15 protein-coding genes are annotated in these 20,428 nt (G+C 44.1%); 5 read left to right on the forward strand and 10 right to left on the reverse strand.

Annotated elements, in window-relative coordinates; genetic code table 11:
- Positions 1 to 186: 186 nt before the first annotated feature.
- A complete protein-coding gene (locus tag ESE_RS12285) occupies positions 187 to 360 on the reverse strand; it encodes a hypothetical protein (RefSeq protein WP_010373903.1) in 174 nt (57 codons plus the stop codon).
- A gap of 189 nt (positions 361 to 549) precedes the next feature.
- Entirely contained in the window at positions 550 to 3,453 is a 2,904-nt protein-coding gene (locus ESE_RS0108610) for a YhgE/Pip domain-containing protein (protein ID WP_010373905.1), read from the reverse strand.
- A 157-nt stretch (positions 3,454 to 3,610) separates the two neighbouring features.
- On the opposite strand from ESE_RS0108610, the gene ESE_RS0108615 reads away from it, so the two are divergent.
- Positions 3,611 to 4,213 (forward strand): TetR/AcrR family transcriptional regulator, encoded by a 603-nt coding sequence (locus ESE_RS0108615; protein WP_010373907.1) that lies wholly within the window; start codon positions 3,611 to 3,613, stop codon positions 4,211 to 4,213.
- Positions 4,214 to 4,289: 76 nt separating this feature from the next.
- On the opposite strand, the gene cbpA is transcribed toward ESE_RS0108615, so the two are convergent.
- From cbpA to ESE_RS0108635, 4 genes are all read right to left on the reverse strand, one after another.
- On the reverse strand, positions 4,290 to 4,934 hold the full coding sequence (cbpA, locus tag ESE_RS0108620; protein ID WP_010373909.1) for a cyclic di-AMP binding protein CbpA: 645 nt from the start codon (positions 4,932 to 4,934) through the stop codon (positions 4,290 to 4,292).
- A 180-nt stretch (positions 4,935 to 5,114) separates the two neighbouring features.
- Complete coding sequence (locus ESE_RS0108625) at positions 5,115 to 6,212, reverse strand: DUF871 domain-containing protein (protein WP_010373912.1); 1,098 nt, start codon at positions 6,210 to 6,212, stop codon at positions 5,115 to 5,117.
- A 2-nt stretch (positions 6,213 to 6,214) separates the two neighbouring features.
- On the reverse strand, positions 6,215 to 7,549 hold the full coding sequence (locus ESE_RS0108630) for a PTS sugar transporter subunit IIC (RefSeq protein ID WP_010373914.1): 1,335 nt from the start codon (positions 7,547 to 7,549) through the stop codon (positions 6,215 to 6,217).
- Positions 7,550 to 7,747: 198 nt separating this feature from the next.
- Entirely contained in the window at positions 7,748 to 9,130 is a 1,383-nt protein-coding gene (locus tag ESE_RS0108635; protein ID WP_010373915.1) for an MFS transporter, read from the reverse strand.
- 312 nt (positions 9,131 to 9,442) lie between these two features.
- Between ESE_RS0108635 and ESE_RS0108640 the strand changes: the two genes are divergently transcribed.
- Complete coding sequence (locus ESE_RS0108640; protein WP_010373917.1) at positions 9,443 to 9,775, forward strand: hypothetical protein; 333 nt, start codon at positions 9,443 to 9,445, stop codon at positions 9,773 to 9,775.
- Positions 9,776 to 9,976: 201 nt separating this feature from the next.
- Here the strand turns inward: ESE_RS0108640 and ESE_RS0108650 are convergent, their stop codons facing one another.
- Entirely contained in the window at positions 9,977 to 10,438 is a 462-nt protein-coding gene (locus ESE_RS0108650) for a LysM peptidoglycan-binding domain-containing protein (RefSeq protein WP_010373921.1), read from the reverse strand.
- A 529-nt stretch (positions 10,439 to 10,967) separates the two neighbouring features.
- Between ESE_RS0108650 and ESE_RS0108655 the strand changes: the two genes are divergently transcribed.
- Positions 10,968 to 11,888, forward strand: coding sequence for an aldo/keto reductase (locus ESE_RS0108655; RefSeq protein WP_010373923.1), 921 nt, complete (start codon positions 10,968 to 10,970; stop codon positions 11,886 to 11,888).
- Positions 11,889 to 11,946: 58 nt separating this feature from the next.
- Here ESE_RS0108655 and xylB read toward each other — a convergent pair whose 3' ends face one another.
- The 3 genes from xylB to ESE_RS0108670 form a co-directional block, all read right to left on the reverse strand.
- A complete protein-coding gene (xylB, locus tag ESE_RS0108660) occupies positions 11,947 to 13,455 on the reverse strand; it encodes a xylulokinase (protein WP_010373925.1) in 1,509 nt (502 codons plus the stop codon).
- A 267-nt stretch (positions 13,456 to 13,722) separates the two neighbouring features.
- Positions 13,723 to 15,108 (reverse strand): xylose isomerase, encoded by a 1,386-nt coding sequence (xylA, locus tag ESE_RS0108665; protein ID WP_010373927.1) that lies wholly within the window; start codon positions 15,106 to 15,108, stop codon positions 13,723 to 13,725.
- Positions 15,109 to 15,380: 272 nt separating this feature from the next.
- Positions 15,381 to 16,604: an ROK family protein gene (locus ESE_RS0108670; RefSeq protein WP_010373929.1), complete on the reverse strand. Its 1,224-nt coding sequence runs from the start codon at positions 16,602 to 16,604 to the stop codon at positions 15,381 to 15,383.
- 362 nt (positions 16,605 to 16,966) lie between these two features.
- Here ESE_RS0108670 and ESE_RS0108675 point away from each other — a divergent pair, with 362 nt between their 5' ends.
- Positions 16,967 to 18,415, forward strand: coding sequence for an MFS transporter (locus ESE_RS0108675; protein ID WP_010373931.1), 1,449 nt, complete (start codon positions 16,967 to 16,969; stop codon positions 18,413 to 18,415).
- A gap of 252 nt (positions 18,416 to 18,667) precedes the next feature.
- Entirely contained in the window at positions 18,668 to 20,356 is a 1,689-nt protein-coding gene (locus ESE_RS0108680) for a glycoside hydrolase family 43 protein (RefSeq protein ID WP_010373933.1), read from the forward strand.
- Positions 20,357 to 20,428 lie beyond the last annotated feature (72 nt).

Genomic DNA, 20,428 nt, shown 5'->3' on the forward strand with positions numbered 1-20,428 from the left:
TGAAATCCATGTCCGAAAATATGTGGTGATTTTTTTATTTCTACGGTGCAAAATTCATGTTTTGTTCAACTTTGAGCATTTTTCGACGACACGTTGGCATCCGGCCACAAAAAATCCCGTAACGCTTAATTTCGTTACGGGATTCGTTTTGTATTTGTTTCATAAGATTTTTTGAATGGTTTCATCTTACGACATTGTCACTTGGTGATACACTGGCGCTGGCGTGTGCGTCGTTATTTGCTGATCTGCATACGCCGACTGCCGGATATCTGCATCCGTACCATTATTTTCTGTCGAAACAAAGTCACCAATTCTTACATCATAGACCAGTTGTGAATAATCAATTGCGCTATTGTTCATTGTTTCATCCTCCGTGACATTATGTGCTTTCGTTGTTGAGTTGATGTCTACATCATAAGTCGCCTTGGTTAACGAAAACTTAGCGCCCGGTTAGTGCAACCTTAAATTCACGCTACGCCCTTTCAACAAAAAACGCCGACAGTCACATGACCGTCGGCGTTTTTAATCTCTTATTTCTTCTCTCTTTATTTACTTAGCAGTCGCGTCAGCCAACATATTATAGTGGCGACGGTGACTCAAATAGTAAATCATCATTGCCGCAATTGATACAACAAAGATGCCAACCAATACCTCAACTTGCGGTGCGATCGAACCACCAATCATCACCGTTTCACGTAAACCATCAACCGTGTATGTCATTGGCAAGTATGGGTGCAACCACTCAAAGAACTTGTTTGACAATTGAATTGGGTAAGTTCCAGCCGAACCACTCAATTGGATGACCAACAAGACCATGGCTGCAAACGCACCAGCTTTACCGAACCACATGTAAATTGCCGTAACCAACGCAGCGTCCATCACTGCAATCAGAACCATGAAGCCATATGTTGCACCCGGGTTGATTGGGTCCATACCTAGTACAGCCAAACTCAAACCATACAAAACCGTTGCCGCAACAATAGCAATACCAAACAGCATTGCCATCTTAGAACCGGCCCATGCCCACAATGATGAAATCTTTGTGCGTGGTGAAATCATATCAAGCATCAAATTCAATGCCATCATCCCCACGAACATTGCCACTGAGAACATGTATGGCACCATACCCGTACCATTATTAGCAACGTGATCCTTTTCCTTGTGGCTAGCCTTTGCTGGCGTCGCAACTTGGTGATACGTTGACTTCGTTGCGTGTAGCTTCTTGACCTTATCTGACGCGTCACCCATCTTGTTAGCCAATGTTTGGTTACCATTCTGAACTTGGGTCAATGCAGGGCCAATTTGCTTTGAACCATCAGCCAACTTTTGTGAGCCATCACTAATTTGACCGGCGCCACTTGCTAATTGACCAGCACCGCTGTTCAATTCATTATTCTTGCCAGCCAACGTATCCAAACCACTCGTCAACGTATTTGCACCATTTGCCAATTGGCCAGCGCCGCCTGCTAGTTCGTCAGAACCGGCTAGCAATTGCTCAGTACCATTGTTCAACTCAGCTGACTTGCTGTCTAGCGTGTTTGCACCAGCAACTAATTGGCCAATACCGCTGACCAACTCACCTGACTTATTGTTTACTGCATTCGCACCATTTGCCAATTGACCGATACCATTAACCATGGCTCCTGACTTTGATAACAACTCTGACGTACCATCATTCAACGATGCCGACTTACTATTTAATGTATTCGCACCATCCGTAAGTTGTGCAATACCGTTGACCAACTCACCTGACTTAGCCTGTAATTCAGACGTGCCATCCGTTAATGCTTGTGATTGACTATCAATCTGATTAGCACCCGCATCTAGTTGCTGTACCGCGCCTGGCAAAGTCGCTAATTGATTTAGCTGATTCTGAGCATCTGTCAAAGTACTATCATTAACCTCAACCGAGTCTACCAGTTGCTTATTGTCATCAATCATCTGTTGAATTGGCGCAACTTCTGAAGACAATGCAGTATATTCGCCCATCATATCCTTCATCAAAGTCGCAACTTGCGAATTATCTTGTGTCGCTTGCACAGCCTTAGCAACCGCCGCTTGTTGCTCTGGGTTCATTTTGGTATCCGTAAATGCCTGCTGTAAATTGGCAGTCATTGCATCACTATCAGCCTTTTGAGCTGCTTGAATTTTTGTAACATCATCTTGCAACACATTAACGTGTTGTTGAATACCCGCTAAAACATCTTGTCCACTTCTACCCTGATAACTATTTTGTAATTTTGCAACCGCTTGTTGAATGTCACCAAGTGTCTGTTGTGCATTAGCAATCTTATTAGTCATATCAGATTGTTGCAACTGAGTGTTCAACTCGTCTAAACCTTGTGTTAATTGCTTAACACCAGCCGTGTATTGATATGTACCATCATTAATCTGCGCAATACCTTGCGTCAGTGTTGGTGTTTGCTCATTCGCTTGATTTAAACCACCAGTGATCTTCTCAACACCAGCTGTATATTGATGCGTACCATCATTAATCTGCGTAATACCTTGCGTTAGTGTTGGTGCTTGACCATTTAGCGTATTCAAACCGTTAGTCACTTGACTAACCCCACCTGTATATTGGCGTGCACCATCGTTCGCACGGTTCAAACCACCTGCCAACTGATTTACACCAGCTGTATATTGGTGCGTACCGTCATTTAACTTTGCCACACCTTGTGTCAAAGTCGGTACTTGGCCGTTCAACTTATTCAAACCGGCTGCCAATTGTTGACTACCTGAATCAGCCTGCGCAACCCCGGCTGTGTATTGCGACAAGCCATTGGTCAACGTGTTCGTACCGTCCTTAAACGTTAGTGAACTTGATGCCAACTTTTCTAGGTTCGTGGTCACCTCATCGCTACCAGACTTAATCTTAGTCGTCCCATCGGCCAACTTTTGATTGGCGTCGGCAGCTTGGGTGATCCCCTTACCCATTTTCTTCACTTGACCAAAAATTGTCTTAGCATAAGTTTCCGTCACTTGGGCTGAAACCTTAGCCGTAATCGCCTTGGCACCTGATTCTGACAACTTTCCTGCGATAAAGCTGTGACCAGAACTCGTTTCATAGTGCAACACCATCTTTTTAGGTTGCTTATCGAGCAGTGTCGTGGCGTTCTTAGAAAAGTTTTCTGGAATCGTAATGACCGTGTAGTACTTACCATCCTTCAAGCCCTTCTTTGCTGCGGCATCAGTTGGAAAACTGAAATCCATCGCCTTCGACTTTTCTAATTGCTTCTTTAAATCTGATCCTACCGTCAGTTTCTTACCTTGGTATTTAACTGACTTATCATGATTCACTACCGCTACCGGCAGGTTTTTGACTGCCCCATAGGGATCCCACAATGAACTCAAAAACGTCACTGCGTAAATTGATGGCACGAAAAACAACACGAAAATAACTAATAGATAGAATTTGTGCTGTTTTAGCCATGCCCATTCCGCTTTCAGCATGTCATATCCCTCCTACTTAATAATCTCTCACACTTAACCAACCAGTTATTGAACAACTTGTTGAATAAATTATCTACTTGCATTATATTAAGTCTGTACAGTAGAAACTACAATATACAATTTTGAACAGGGTGTTCAATAACTTTGGAGAGACGCTATGAAACAGGCTGACCGTAATGCAAAAACGCAACAAATTATCAAAGAAGCATTCATTGATTTAATTAATGAAAAAGGGTTCAACAATTTAACTGTGTCTGACATTACCCGGGCAGCCGGCGTCAGTCGTGGCACGTTCTATGTTCACTACACGGATAAGTACGAACTCCTCACTAAAATTGAGGACGAATTGGTCGCCAACATCACCCACGCGTTGAGTGAAAATTTGGATGAGCCACTTACCAAGCACACCGCTGAAGAAATTTCAGGTTCAACCTACCGTGTCTTTAACAAGGCGCTCAACTATGTCGACAGCGAGCGCATCACCATGCGGGCACTCTTCTCACCAAATGGTCATCCCCAATTCTTCAACCGTATCAAAAATTTGGTTGACGTTTTGTTTACCGATCAGTTAACTGCGAACCACGGTCGTTTTTCAGACGCGCTACCGATTGACTACACCAAAGAAATCGCCCTCAACAGTCTACTCAATATCGTGCGTCACTGGTTAGACAAGGATAACCCAGAAACACCAGATGAATTAGCGGATATTTTAATGCGGAGCCGATTTATCGCGCCTCACGAACTCATTACCTTTGAATAGTCAAAAAATCCTTTCGAAACACATTTAAAAACCGCCAATCCTCCGATTTTAAATCGGGAGATTGGCGGTTTTTTGTTTACATATATGATGTTTTTGATAAGTCCTCAAGCGACTCCAAGTGGAAGCCCTTGCGCGACAGCACATTAATAATCTTTGACAACATTCCTTCATTAACCGTGTCCGGTAACGTAAAGAGAATTCGCATCGTACGGGGGTTATTGTCAGGATTCAAAGTCATTGATGACGCAATTTGCGTATAACGTGTGATAATCTTGGCAGCCTTTTCCAAGCTACCACGCTCACCATCCGTCACAAGCGTCAACGTGTAACGTCCTTCATCTGTTTGCCAAGAATCAGCCATCAAACGCATCATCCGACTGTGCGTCACAATCCCCACAAAATGATTTTCTTTGTCGAGCACTGAAATGAATGGCAAATCACGGAGCGTAAAGAACATTTCAAAAAACGTTGCTTCGATGCCGACAAATTTCGTCATGTTACGCATGTAAGTCGTAACTGGCAAATCCATGCGTCCGCCATCTACCTGGTGTCGGTAAATGTGCATCTTATAAATGGCACCGCGGAACAATTGACCACTCTCATCCAAAATTGGAATAGCACGAAAATTTGAGTTATCAAAGATATCCAAGGCATCCTGTAATGTCGCATTTTCGCTGACCGTGGTCAATACATCACGTTGCTTAATTAAAGTTGCTAGCATTTTTGCCGACTCCCGTTTCTTAGTTTCTAATTCATTTATAATACCACGAATGCCTACCCACTGCACCTTTTTATCAAAACTGTCAACCTTTCTTCTAAAAAAATGAGAGTTAACTTTGAACCAGAAGTTAGCCCGCAGCAAAAAGCGGTGACACCAGCCTTTGGCATCACCGCTTTCATATTACATCTTTTTAGCTGGTTGTAAGGTAAACCCATGCCATGGTTCAATCAACGCCAACAACGTTAGATCTTCTGGATGGATATGGCCGACCACGTTAATGCGCCCATCATTCGGCAAATCACGCAACGCAATTTGCAACTCACCCTTATATTGACCGTAGTCATTATTATCAATCAAAACATCCCCACGCGTCACGTCAACCGTGTTAAATGCTGGAAAATCTTCCTGCTTATACTTAACGCGTGTCTGCGTTGAACGTAAAACGTAATCGGAACGATCACCACGATACATTTGTGGTTGCCGGTACATCACTGCCTGCGACACGTCAGAAACAAGCGGTTCTTCGACAACACGCAACCCAACCATTGTCCGGTTGAACGCTTCGGCCGCTGCTTTCAAGTCGTCATCATCAGCGAACGCATCCGCAATCAACACATCATCAACTAACCCGTTAAAGCGCAATTCCTGCACTTGCGTCGCAATCGGCAAGTTACGATGGTCTTCCAATGACACCAAACCATCGCTAACTGGCCATGGACCAAATGTACCACTTGGCGCATTAACAAACGCTGCCGTTCGCAAGCCATAGCGCCGGTACTGCTGTGACGTTTCCGCGAAATAATCACGGCCTAAGCCCGTCCAGCGCTGTGGATAGAAATTGTGTGAGCCAATTAGATTATCGCGATTCACACCAAAATCCATAATCAAATCAAGATAGTGCTGACCACGTGACATATTCAACTCAATCTTTAAGCCATAGGGATTATGCGTCATTTGTGCCTCTTCAGATCCAGTAAACCCGAGATCCAGGCGCAAGCCCCATGCACCCATTTCCGCAAACAAGCGTAAATCCGTATAACTCGTCCCTAATTGTTCAAACAATTCTGGGTTGATATCCAAAATGGTTTTCATCCCCAGCTCATTACCACGTGTAATGACCTGCTTGTACTGATCAAGCAAATCATTCATGTCTGGCGTCAATTCAAGCAACGACGTAAAAATACGCGTATACCCATAACTAGCCGCCTTTTCAATATAGGCAATATTGTCCGTCACACTCGCACGTGATGGATACACCGAAATTCCTAGTTCCCCCATGGTTAGGCCTCCACTGAATGTCCTTCAAACGCCTTTTCTTCTGACGTTTCATCTGCCAACGTTTCGCCTTCAAGCATTTGACGTTGACGGTCTACTAACTTGAAGAATGGGATGTAAAGCAACGTATCAAGTACGAACAAGCCAATTTGCAAGACCGCACCTGAGATGTGTGAACCAGTTGCCAAGAATCCAGAAATAATTGGTGGCATCGTCCAAGGAATCACGACACCAACCGTTGCGTGAACAATCCCTGTTGCCATCGTAACATATGCGATGATGGCATTGATAACTGGTACAAAAATAAATGGAATTAACAAGTAAACATTCAATACAACTGGTGTTCCAAACATGGTTGGCTCATTGATGTTGAACAGTCCTGGTGGCGTAATCAACTTTGCCAACGTCTTAAATTCCTTACTCTTAGCTGTCAGCACCATCGCGGCAACCAAACCAATGGTTGCGCCACCACCACCAAGGTAAACAAACAAATCCATAAATGGTTGGGTCACGATGTGTGGCATCGTCGCATCAGCATTTTGTGAGTAAACCTTAGCATTTTCAGCCATCAAACCAAGCCAAATTGGCGACATAATCGCACCAGTAACGTTACCACCGTGCACCCCGATAAACCAGAACAGCGATGTAATGATTGACACAACAATCGCACCGGCCAATGAGCCACCGAACGCTGACAATGGTCCACCCAAAACTAATTGCAAGATACCATGAATTGATGCCATTGGCGTTGCAGCCAAGCCGGCATAGATTGCCCCCCACAGCAATACGATTACGGCACCTGGAATCAATGCCGCAAATGAATTGGCAACCGCTGGTGGCACACCATCAGGCATCTTAATGCGGATGTCTTTCTTCATGAACCAAGCAAAAATCTTGGTCGAAACCAATGCGATCAAAATAGCTGCAAACAAGCCTGAAGCGCCCATGTACGTTAATGGGAAACCTTCGCCTGCCTTTGCCATAATCGTCGGCGTTGAAATCACATACCCTGACAAGGCAATGATTCCTGATGATACGCCATCCACCTTCAATTCTTGTGCATATCGGTAAGCGATTCCGAACACGGCAACCACACCCATCAGGCCAAATGTACCGTTAGTAATCTTCACAAGCCAATCGAATGACCCATTATCAATTAACCACGTCTTAAACGCGTCAATTGAAAACCCGTTGGCAATTAACATCGTTAACGAACCAACAATAACCAATGGCATCGCGTAGGCAATCCCATCACGAACGGCATTCAACGCCTTATTAGCAGCAAGCTTTGCACCAATTGGCATCAAATAACGTTCCAGCAACTCTGTCACTTTCTTCATTGTGACGTCCCCCTTTGTCTAGTTGCCTAAATCGTATCTAAAAAGCGGGACGACCGCATGCGCCCTTTGTGAAATATCCTTGACCAAGCGTCAGATAATTTAAAAATTTAACGTTATTGCTAAAAAAGGCATTATTTATCACTTCCCCTACTAAAAAACAGCCCCAATGCCTATGCATCAGGAGCTGTTTAGAACGTCCTATTTACCTGTCTTAGTTTTAACGAAGCCAGCTAGCCAAACCAAGCTCAAGCCAGCGATTACAGCACCTACCCAGAACATGTGACCCATGCCCGTAGCAGTTTCTTGCGCAATCAACTTGGCTGATGATCCATCCGTCTTAATCAAGACCGCGGCAATTGCTGTACCAACAGCTCCGGCAAATTGTTGAATCGTGTTAAAGATGGCGTTCACATCACCAGACACCTCACGTGGCACCTCTGCCACCCCAGCTGTCATGGCCGTGGTAAAGGCCAAGTTACGGCCCAGCGTGAACAATGCGTACATAACCGTTAACCCAATTGTCGTAATCGATGGTGACATCACAGCAAACACAATCATCACAATAAAGAAGGCGATTGAACCAATCGTCAATGGCTTCGTTGCACCAGCGCGGTCATAAAAGGCCCCATAAACTGGTGATGAAGCTGATCCCAACAATGATCCTGGCATCAAGACAAAGCCAGCCACCATTGTTGAAGCGCCCAATGTTAATTGCGCATATTGTGGAATAGCAAAGTTCACGGCTAAATTAATCGCTTGTGACATCGCATAAATCAACAACGCAAAGACCATTCCCTTGCTCTTGAAAACAGACAAGTTTAACAACGTCTTTGATGAACGCAAGGCAATTCGAATAAAGACAATCATAGCCAAAATCGCAATAACCGCTAAGACAACAATTGAAACCGTTAGCTTACCTGCTTCAAGCTGTCCTAATGCCAACAAAGCCGTGGTCAATGAAATACCTAATACAATGAATTGCATAAAATCAAAGCTTGCCGTTTGATTTGGCTTTTCATCAGACAAATTTCGCAATCCCAAAATCATCCCAATCAACACGATTGGCAAGACGATGATGAAGATAGCACGCCATCCCCAAGCGTATGTGACCAGACCACCATACACTGGGCCAAGGGCTGGCGCTAATGACAAAATCAGCCCACCAAAGCCCATGTACTTACCAATTTGCATTGGTGGCACACTCATCAAAATAACGTTGAATACCAATGGCAAGGCAATACCTGTTCCGATTGCCATCACCAAACGGCCCGCTAGCAATAGCCAGAAGCCTGGTGCGACAATGGAAATCACGTCACCAATCACAAACAAAGCCATCCCCCACATAAAAATCTTACGTGGACTCATAATTGCCTTTAAGAAGGCTGAGGTTGTCATCATCAAGGCCACAACAAGCAAATAAGCTGTGGTTAACCATTGCACAGTCCCCATCGGTACGCCAAATTGCTTAATCAAATCAGGAAAAGTCACGTTCATTGACGTTTCTGTCAAAATCCCGACAAATCCCAAAATAGCGGTCGCAACAATCGACCAAATCACACGTGGTGATACTTTTTCTGTCATACTTAAAATACTCTCCTTCAATAATAGAAACGCTTGGAATAATTGCGTCACTAGCTATTGAAGCATACTTTGCACCCTCTTCGTAAGTACTTTTTTTAAAGACTGTTTAAACCACATCATTCCGAACGCTTACCGCTCATTAAATTCATTCTTCATTGCCAGCATTTCACGATATCTCAGCTCCGAACACCGTCCTGATATTCTTAGATACATCAGTCTCAGTCTTCGCTTTATTTATGATGGTTATAAATCGGCGTATGATTAGAGACAACTAGACAAACACTCAGTATTTTTTAGAGGGAGGGCAAATTTATGCTAAAAGGTGCATTAGTTTACAACGCTATGCCATTACTAGGGGTTAATTCTATTTTTTTCACGCCAAACGGGGTATTGGGTGGAAATCCCTCAAAATTTAAAGCCGCTTTAAATGCGGCCTTAGCAAACATAAATAGTTCCATACAAATTGATCTTGATATTTCAAATGGAAATCCACGCGAACTTCAAGATTACCAATATATATTGGTCACCGATTACGCTTCAAAATGGGTAAACAGTCACGATTTCCCAAATTCACAATTAGTCGCCATCTCAAGTAGTGATTTTTTCGACAATAAAGTTGATAATGTCATCAAGCAATTAATTTAACCAATTTGGTGGAAACCATAAATGGACCACAACAAAAGGCCACTCAACACGTTCCAAAACGTATCGGGTGGCCTTTTTCAGACGATATACTTTGATTTCATTCAATTAGTGGTTATGTTTATCAATAAACATTTTCAATAGAAAACTTAACGTCACAATACCGACTAATACTATCGCTGTGAACAATACGTCAGTTTTTCATTATTGCCGTACTACCAGCGTTTGTCCCGCTTGGACACCATTCATATCAACCCCTGGATTCAAAGCCTGCAATTGCGCCAGCGTCAACCCATGTGACTTTGCAATCGCAAAAGCTGTCGTCCCCGCCTTGACTACCACTGTCGATGAAGCCGAGGCATCGGTAGCATCATCAGAGTCTGATGTTGAGCCACCAGTCGCAGCACTCACTTCACTCTCAATCGCTTCAGACGCCGTATCAACATCGGCTGCCTTTTCAGTTGTGGCTGTCTCTGGGTCAGCCTTACTCTCAGATTTTTTTGACGATGACTTTGCCGAAGTCGTTTCTGTCGTCTCAGGACTCTTAAATACATCACCTACCGCATCAACAGCAACTGGTGCAAAGAATCCAACGGCAAACAAAATAACGTATCCAACCGCAATTACAGACCAGAATTGCAAACGTGTAGGTCGTTTAGGTTCCATATCTCTATACCCTTATCCATTTTACTTACTAATAGCGTATCATTATTACACCATTTTAAAAACTAGTATACCCACGTAACTACTGTTTTTTAAACACTATGGCGTTTTTGTGAATAACTTTATTTGGTGTCATCGTCGCGTTGCGACGAGGCGCGGCAAACGGGGAGTAACTCCGACAAAAATCCGTCTGGGTAAACTCCGCCGGCACGAGCACCGGCTAGCACCCAAATAATTGGGTTAAGAGTTTAGGTCCGATCGCCTTATCTAACCGGCGGTCGGCCGAACTTGTGAGTTCACCCAGACGGATTGCTCCGTTGCTCCCCGTTCACCACGCCAGCAGCCGAGATATTCTTATCCATTATCACATTGCATTTAATTTTCGCTCGTACTTCCCGAAATTTTGATTCATAAACACCAACCGGCTACACCTTTCCAACGTTATTTTTTGTAAGCGTATTCAAAATTAGTGTAGACTAGTTCATGAATACAACGTTATAACTTGAATTTCTGCAATACAAAGGAGAAACCAATGGCCTATTTAAAAAACTTCACGACTTTCAACAAGTTTGGTTTGGGTACCAATAAGGTTGGTGGCCACAATTTATTCGATAACCTTGCTGACGAGGACGGTATCGCCCTAGTTAAAGCCGCTTTGGATAGTGGCGTCACTTTGTTAGATACGGCATTTGCGTATGGCTTCGGTCGTTCAGAGGAACTTATCGGCCAAGTCATTAAAGATTACGACCGCTCACAGTTAATCATTGCTACAAAAGCCGCCCACGATCCGGCGCAAAACTATGCCTTTAACAATTCACCTGAATTCTTACAAGCGTCAGTTGATAGCGCGTTGCAACGCTTAGATGTTGACTACATCGACATTTTTTACATCCACTTCCCAGACGCATCAACTGATAAGCGTCTGGCTGTCCAAGCTTTGCAAGAAATGAAAGCGGCGGGCAAAATTCGGGCCATCGGTCTTTCTAACTTTAACCTGGACCAAATTAAAGAAGCCAATCAGGATGGTTATGTCGACATCGTGGAAGACGCCTATAGCTTGGTTGACCGTACTGCTGAACAGACAACTTGGGCATATTTGCAAGAACATGATATCGAGTTCGTTCCTTATTATCCACTTGCTTCTGGATTATTAACTGGTAAGTACACAAAAACACAAACCTTCACGAGCGATGATTGGCAATCGCGCAATCCGAACTTCCAAGGCGAACGTTATCAAGCCATTTTAGCTGGGGTTGATATCTTGGCCGAAATTGGTCAAGCTTATAACGCTAGTCCCTCACAGGTTGCGTTAGCTTGGTACCTCAAGAATCCTAACATCGCGGCCTTGATTCCAGGAGCCCGCATCGCAGCACAATTGCATGATAATTTGAAAGCGCTCGATGTTGCCTTGAGCGACGAAGATTATCAAAAAATTGACGTCGCATTTAAGTAGTCCACCTGATACAAAAGAGGTTGCAAGCCATCTGACTTGCAACCTCTTTTTCATTTTATTACTTAGCTGAACGACGGAAGTCCAACAATTCGTGTGAGATTTCAGCAGTAGCGCCGTAAACCTTCTTGTAAATTGCGTGAACTTCTTCGTAACGGGCAGCACGCTCTGGATCTGGCAAGTATTCCTTGTCAAATGAGTTCCAGGCAGTTGCCGCATCTTGCACTGTGTCAAACCAGCCCAAACCAGTAGCGGCCAAGATAGCTGCTCCCATTCCAGGACCTTGCTCGTTCTTCAATGACACAACCTTCTTGTTGAAGATGTCAGCTTGAATTTGCAACCACAATGGTGACTTAGCACCACCACCGATGGCAACAACTGTATCGAAGTCAGTACCAGCTTCTTCATAGATATCAAAGATGTCCTTGAATGAGAAGATAATACCTTCCAAAACTGAGCGCACGAAGTCAGACTTCTTGTGGGTACCGTCGATACCAGTCCATGACGCACGGATATCACCGTCAGCGTATGGTGTACGCTCACCAACCAAGTATGGCGTGAACAACAAACCGTTAGCGCCAACCGTTGACTTACCAGCTGATTCAACCATTGCAGTAAAGTCTTCATCAGCAGCAAATGTCTTCTTGAACCATGACAAGGCGTAACCTGCAGCCAACGTCACACCCATTGAGTAGAACTTGCCTGGGATAGCGTGGTTGAAGAAGTGCACTTGACCCTTGTAATCAACATCTGCATTGTCTTCGTACTTCAATACAACACCTGATGTACCAATTGATGACATCACCATGTTTGGTTGCAAGATAGCTGATCCGATAGCACCGGCAGCGTTGTCGGCAGCACCACCAAAGACCTTAGTATCAGTCGTCAAACCTGAGAAGGCAGCATACTTTGGTGAGATGTTACCCGCAAACTCTGGTCCTTCGATAATCTCTGGGAAGAAGTCAGGCTTCAAACCAAAGGCTTCTTGGACTTCCTTTGACCATGTACGGTTTGCAACGTCCATCGCAACTGTACCAGCAGCGTCAGAAATTTCCATCGCCAACTTACCAGTCATACGGTAACGCACGTAATCCTTTGGCGTTACGAATGAAGAAGCTTGTGAGAAGATTTCTGGCTCGTTTTCCTTAACCCACAAAATCTTTGGCAATGTAAATCCTTCCAAAGCCTTGTTACGCGTGATATCGATGAATTCTTGACCCATCTTCTCAGCGATTTCCTTAGTTTGTGGCGTTGTACGTGTGTCATTCCACAAAATTGCTGGACGCAACACTTGGTTGTTGTCATCCAACAAAACCAAACCGTGCATTTGACCTGAGTATGAAATACCCGTAATGTCTTCTGGCTTAATACCATCATCCAAAATCAAACGAACGATTGCGACGGTCGTACCGTTAACCCAATCTTCTGGGTTTTGCTCGCTGTATCCTGGCTTTGGTTGTGATAGTGGGTAATCATATGATTGTTGTGCAACGATGTTACCTTGACGATCAACAGCAGAGATCTTTACTGATGACGTTCCTAGGTCAACACCCAATACGACTTCGCTCATGTTTATGTCCTCTTTCTTTGTTATGTATACAACGAGGGCTGGGCTAATTTAATGGCCCAGCCCTCGTTGCCGTAGGGAATTGCCCTACTGTTATGTTCGCTATGTGAGCGTGAGATTGGCACTCGCAATGCTTTTAGTTGAGATTATTTTTGAGATTTTTTGAGATTGAGAGTGTCAGTTAGATTCATTGCAAAAGGCACCTAACCAACAAACTGATTTTCATCAGCTGCAAGCCTTTTTTACATGGTTTTACTTAGTTAAGTCGGATTACTTGTTGAAAGTTGAACCCAAAACTGAGTAGATGTAGTTGTTCAACGTAGCCTTGATAGCTTCCAAGTGACCTGACTCAACAGTAGCGAAGATTTCTTCGTTAGTCTTGTTCAAGATGTAAGCTTCGAAGTCAGCAAACGTAGCCTTGTCGTTTTCGAAGTCAGCACCGATACCAGTATCGAATGATGCGTAACGCTCCTTGTAGATGTTCTCCAAGAAGTTGTCTTCGATCATCTTCATAGCAACACGGAATCCGGCAGCGTAAACGTCCATACCAGCCATGTGTGCGTAGAACAAGTCTTCAGCCTTGAATGAAGCACGACGAACCTTTGAGTCGAAGTTCAAACCACCAGTTGGCAATCCACCGTTCTTGATGAACTCGTACATAACCAAAGTAGCTTCGTAGATGTCGTTAGGGAATTCGTCGATATCCCAACCAGTTTGCTTGTCACCCATGTTGGCGTCCAATGAACCCAACAAACCAGCTTCACGAGCAAAGCGTGCTTCGTGCTCGTAAGTGTGACCAGCCAAGTAAGCGTGGTTACCTTCCAAGTTCAACTTGAAGTCCTTCTCCAAGTCGTACGTCTTCAAGAATGCGATAGTCGTTTGCACGTCAGTATCGTATTGGTGAGCAGTTGGCTCCTTTGGCTTTGGCTCCAACAAGAATTGACCAGTGTAACCAATTTCGTTAGCGTACAACTTAGCCAACTTGAAGAACTTAGCGATGTGGTCCAATTCGCGCTTCGTGTCAGTGTTCAACAATGACTCGTAACCTTCACGACCACCCCAGAATACGTATGATTCTGAGTTCAAGCGCTTAGCAATTTCCAATGAGTGCTTGATTTGTGCAGCAGCGTAAGCAAATACGTCAGCAAATGGTGTCGTAGCACCACCGGCCAAGAAACGCTTGTTCGTGAACAATGATGACGTGTTCCACAACAACTTCTTGCCAGTCTCTTGCATCTTTTGCTCGATCTTGTCGACAACCTTGTCCAAGTTAGCGTTCGTCTCGGCCAAAGTCTTACCTTCAGGAGCCAAGTCACGATCGTGGAATGCGAAGTACTCAACACCCAACTTGTCCATGAACTCGAACATGTAGTCAACCTTCTTCAAGGCTTGTTCCATGCTAGTTACATCATCAACACCATCAACATCCCAAGGACGCTCGGCAGTACCTTCACCAAATGGGTCAACCATGCGTTGGTCCATCGTGTGCCAGTAAGCAACTGAGAACTTCATCCAGTCCTTCATTGACTTAGTTTCACCGTTAATCGTGAATACTTCTTCTGGGTTGTAGAAGTTGTAACCCTTTGCGTCCAAGAAGTTAACACCCTTTGCACCACCAAGGAATTCTACCTTAGGAAAGTCGAACAATTCTGACATAATGTCATCCTCCAAAATACTTTTAAAATCTGTCTTATCAATCAAAACCTGTTTCGGTTTTGGTTAGTTGATTTAGGCAACCAACTAACTTACGAGATTTATTATAGGGTACCCAAAGTAAGAATGCAACCCTTTTCATGTGATTTTCTTCTCAATTGCGTCACACAGAAACAAAAAACGCCTAGAAATAAGCTTCTAGACGTCTTTTATGATAATTTTTCTAATTTTTGCATGCGCTTTCATAAGTTTGATTGTGCACTTTTTACAAGCTTTTACAACCAATTGGCATCCGCTTGATCTTCCTCGGTCATCGTAAACTTCAACTCATAACCCATCATATCAAGCAAGTGGCGCGTGACAATTGCGACACCACCCGCCAAGGTCGCTTTATTAACTGAATTCTTAGCAAAGAATAGCGGTGTGTCCGATTCTGGCAGTATCTCATGATACGTTTGCAGCAACAGATCCAACAACTGTGGTGTCCCCGCAATAAAACGTGAATGAACGAAGATCGCTTCTGGTGCAGCATATTGGGCTAGATTATAAACCGTCCGGCTAATGGCATGCACCCACTCTTGTAACAGTGCAATTGCATCCGAGTCGCCACCCATATATAAGGAAAGAAAATCATCACGCGTGATTTCATCCTGTCCTTTTAGAACGCCAAGTCGACTTAACATCGCATCTTCGGCATACAAATCTTCTATATGAATTGGTGCATCAAATTTACCAGCTGATAGATAATCATTGTTAATAATCACCTGACGACCAATTTCACCCGCCTCACCATGCAAACCACGGAACAAGCGTTCATTTTGAATAATTCCGGCACCAATTCCGTTATGGATGTTCACGACCGCAAAGTTGCGGTAAGTCTCTTCTGAGTCATAATCGTGAAAATCACGTAAGTAGACTGCCGCCAAATTAGCTTCGTTTTCCAAAAATACCGGTACATCCAGTTCTTCAGTCAATTCGGTAGCCAAATCATGTTCTAGTAAATCTGTGTGGAATGGGGTGTACCGTACACAATTATCTTCTACAACACCGTGAATGGCCACACCCACGCCAATCAAACCACGTTCCGTGTGCATATCACCCAACTGCGCAACATATGATAGCATTGCCCGCTTGATATCGCGGTAAGCCATCCCTGTCACAGTCATTTGGCCCCGAGCAATTGTTTCGCCCGTCATCCGCGCAACTAAATAGCGCAAATGGTGCCGTCCCAAATCAAACGATACAATGTAACCAAACTGACGGTTAAATCGAATTAGCTTAGGCTTGCGACCACCCGCTTTCGAAACGGCTCCCTCACCAAGCTCTTCAATATAACCCAAGTCCTCTACGTCACGATAGATAGTTGTAACCGTCGATTTGTGTAACGCAATTTGATCAGCGATTTCACTACGCGATGTTTGTTCCGCATTAAAGAGGGCTTGCAACATCAATTTACGGTTAACATCCCGCATGGCATCTTGATCAACTTTGTTAACCATACTTTTCTCCTTTATATAGGTAAATTATTTTCTCACTGTGCACTTCATGTGCTTCTCTAAAATTTTCAATCCTTAATTATTGTACAAGAGATTGCCATAGCATGCCCATCTCATCCAAGTTAATTCACGATTATCAACCAACCCAGTCACAATAACTTCTATTGTATCCCAAATGCGGTACAAATTACAAAGACTATGTGAATAAATTATCAAACAGTTAGTTGTCAGGCGGAACTAACCATGTTATTATAAGTGAGTAAAAGAAATGAAAACGTTTTCTATATATCGTTATTTGATACACATGATAACGTTTTAACTTCTAAAAACATCTCTCACATATATCTTTTAAGGAGTTATTCATTATGGATGCAAACGTAAAGAACGACGAGTTTGCGAAGCTTTCATTAATGGACCGTGTCGCATATGGTTTGGGTGACTTTGCCCAGAACCTTGTGTTCGGTACCGTTGGTGGTTTCTTGCTATTTTATCTCTCAACAGTTAACGGTATCTCAGCCGCAACTGGTGCCACAATCTTCTTGATTGTCCGCTTGGTTAACGTGGTTTGGGATCCATGGGTTGGTGCTACGGTTGACCGTCGCGACCCAAAGGGTGGTAAGTACCTCCCTTACATTCGTAACTTCGGTATTCCGCTAGTTATCTTGGCCGCAATGCTGTTCTTGCCATTCGGTCAATGGTTCCCAGCAATTAAGTTGCCATTCGCCTTCTTGTCATACTTGGCAACGGCAATGATTTACTCATTCGTTAACATTCCATACGGTGCCTTGAACGCATCATTGACGCGTGACAACGAAGAAATCGCTAAGTTGACAACGGTTCGTATGACTTTGGCCAACGTCGCTAACTTGATGGTTTACACATTGTTCCCACTATTCGTGCAATTGGCTACGTCAGTTGGTCGCGAATCTAAGGATATCGGAATGTTCGGTATTCACTTGAACTTGGGTAACTATGCTTCACCTCAATCAGCCGGTGCCTGGTTTAAGGTCTACGCCGTTTACATGGTGATTGGTTTCATCGCTTTGATGATCACTTACTCAAAGACGAAGGAACGTGTCTTGCCAGAAAAGAACCAAGAACAAGTTAAGTACTCAGATTTGTTTGCCGAGTTCAAGCGCAACAAGCCTTTGCAAATCTTGGGATTGTTCTTCCTGGTTGGTTTCACATTTAACTTCTTTGGTTCAACTGCTTGGCCATTCTTCTTGCAATACAACATTGGTCACTCAGAATGGAACGGTTCAATCTCATTGATTGGTTCAATTCCTGGTATCTTCTTGGTTGCTTTGTGGCCTTTGATTCGTTCGAAGGTTGGTAAGAAGGGCTTCTTCTACCTATTCTTGGCAATGTTCTCAGCTGGTTCACTTGTTTTGTGGATCTGGACTAAGACGCCAGACACAATTGCTTTGGGTTACGTTGGTCGTTTCCTACAACAATGGGGATTGACTTCAGCCACTGGCTTCATGTGGTCATTGGTTCCAGAAGTTGTCTCATACGGTGAGTACACGTCAAAGAAGCGTGTTGCTGGTATTATCAACGCTATCATGGGCTTGTTCTTCAAGCTTGGTTTAGCTTTGGGTGGTATCATTCCTGGTTACATCAACGCCGCTACTGGTTTTGATGGTACTAAGAAGGTCCAATCAGCCACTGCTTTGATGGGTGTACAATGGTCAATGGTTTGGTTGCCAATTATCATGGCAATCGTCGCTGGTATCATCATCGCCAAGTATCCTTTGACGGATGACAAGGTCGCTGAGATGAACCACGAAATCGAAAACCGTCGTAACAACAAGTAATCATAATTAGAAAGATCGGTAGCCTGCTGCCGGTCTTTTTTTGTGCACCAAAAGTTTGTGAATTATAATTCAAATAGTTAGTTGCACTAATCAACTAACCATGTTATATTTAACGTACAGAGTTAATGGTAACGTTTTCAAAGGTCTGTTTAATCTTGAACATGCCCCCACAATAACACCACTAACTATACCCGATCTCTCACAACTAATCGGGACACATACAAACTAATTTCACATAAGGAGCATCTCACAATGCAAATTCAAAACCCTGTATTGCCTGGATTCAACTCAGATCCATCAATCATCCGTGTTGAAGACACGTACTACATTGCAACGTCAACTTTCGAATGGTTCCCTGGTGTTCGCATTCACGCCTCAAAGGACATGGTTCACTGGAACTTGGTAACAAACGTTCTTGATACGGTTGAATTGTTGGACATGAAGGGTAACCCTTCATCAGGTGGTATTTGGGCCCCTGACTTGTCATACGCTGATGGTAAGTTCTGGTTGATCTACACTGACGTTAAGATTACTGACGGTGCCTTCAAGGACATGACAAACTACTTGACGACTGCCGAGAACATCGAAGGCCCTTGGTCAGCACCAATCCGTGTTAACGGTGTTGGTTTTGACGCCTCATTGTTCCACGATCAAGACGGTCGTAAGTACTTGGTACAACAAACTTGGGATCACCGTGAATACCACCACCCATTTGATGGTATTACGTTGACTGAATTTGACACTGACACAATGAAGTTGAAGCCAGAAACAGCTCGTACGATTTTCGAAGGTACTGACGTTAAGTTGGTTGAAGGTCCTCACTTGTACCAAATCAACGGTGAATACTACCTATTCGCTGCTGAAGGTGGAACTGTCTTCACTCACCAAGAAGTCGTTGCTCGTTCAAAGAGCTTGGATGAGAAGTCATTCGTGGTTGAGCCAGATGGTCCATTCTTGACGAACTTTGACACACCATACTCATACTTGCAAAAGCAAGGACACGGTGCCTTGGTTGACACACCAGGTGGTGAATGGTACTACGCTTCATTGACTGCTCGTCCATGGAACCACGACACTGAGTCATCAACTGACCCACGTGGCTGGTCAACTTTGGGACGTGAGACTTCAATCCAAAAGGTTGAATGGGATGAAGCTGGTTGGCCACGCGTTGTTGGTGGTCACGGTGGTCAAACGTTCGTTGAGGCACCTAAGGATGCTATCTTGACAGAGGCACCTGCTGACCACTCACAACACGATGAGTTTACTGACGCTAAGTTGGACATGAACTGGAACACGTTGCGTGTGCCATTCTCAGATGAATTCGGTTCAACTGGTGACGGTTCATTGAAGTTGATCGGTCGCGGTTCATTGGTAAACTACCACGACTTGTCATTGATTGCTCGTCGTTGGCAAGCATTCTACTTCGACGCTGAAACGAAGGTTAAGTTCGACCCATTCTCATACCAATCAATGGCTGGTTTGACGAACTACTACAACCACTCACACTGGTCATGGATCTTCATCACGAAGAACGATGACGGTCAAAGTGTCATCGAAGTTGCTGAGAACAAGGGTGGTCAACGTAACGGTACGTACACGTCATACTTGAAGGACGACGCTATCGTCATCCCTGAAGGTACTGAATACGTTTGGTTCAAGACGAAGGTTCGCAAGGAATCATACACGTACGAGTACTCATTCAACGGTACTGACTGGACTGAAGTACCCGTTGTCTTGGATGCCGCAGTCTTGTCAGATGACTACGTTGTCCAATCATACGGTGGCTTCTTCACGGGTGCTTACGTTGGTTTGGCAGCTGTCGACTACTCAGGTTACGACACAACTGCTGAATTCGACTACTTCGACTACAAGGAACTTGGCGACAAGCAACTTGAAGACGGATCATACTCATGGGAAGCTTCAGAATCACGCTTCGGCTAATATCTAAAGACTAACTACTAAAAGGTAGCGATGCAGACGCGTCGCTACCTTTTTTGCGTAACCAGAATAACT

Source organism: Weissella cibaria KACC 11862 (assembly GCF_000193635.1).
Taxonomy (GTDB): Bacteria; Bacillota; Bacilli; order Lactobacillales; family Lactobacillaceae; genus Weissella; species Weissella cibaria.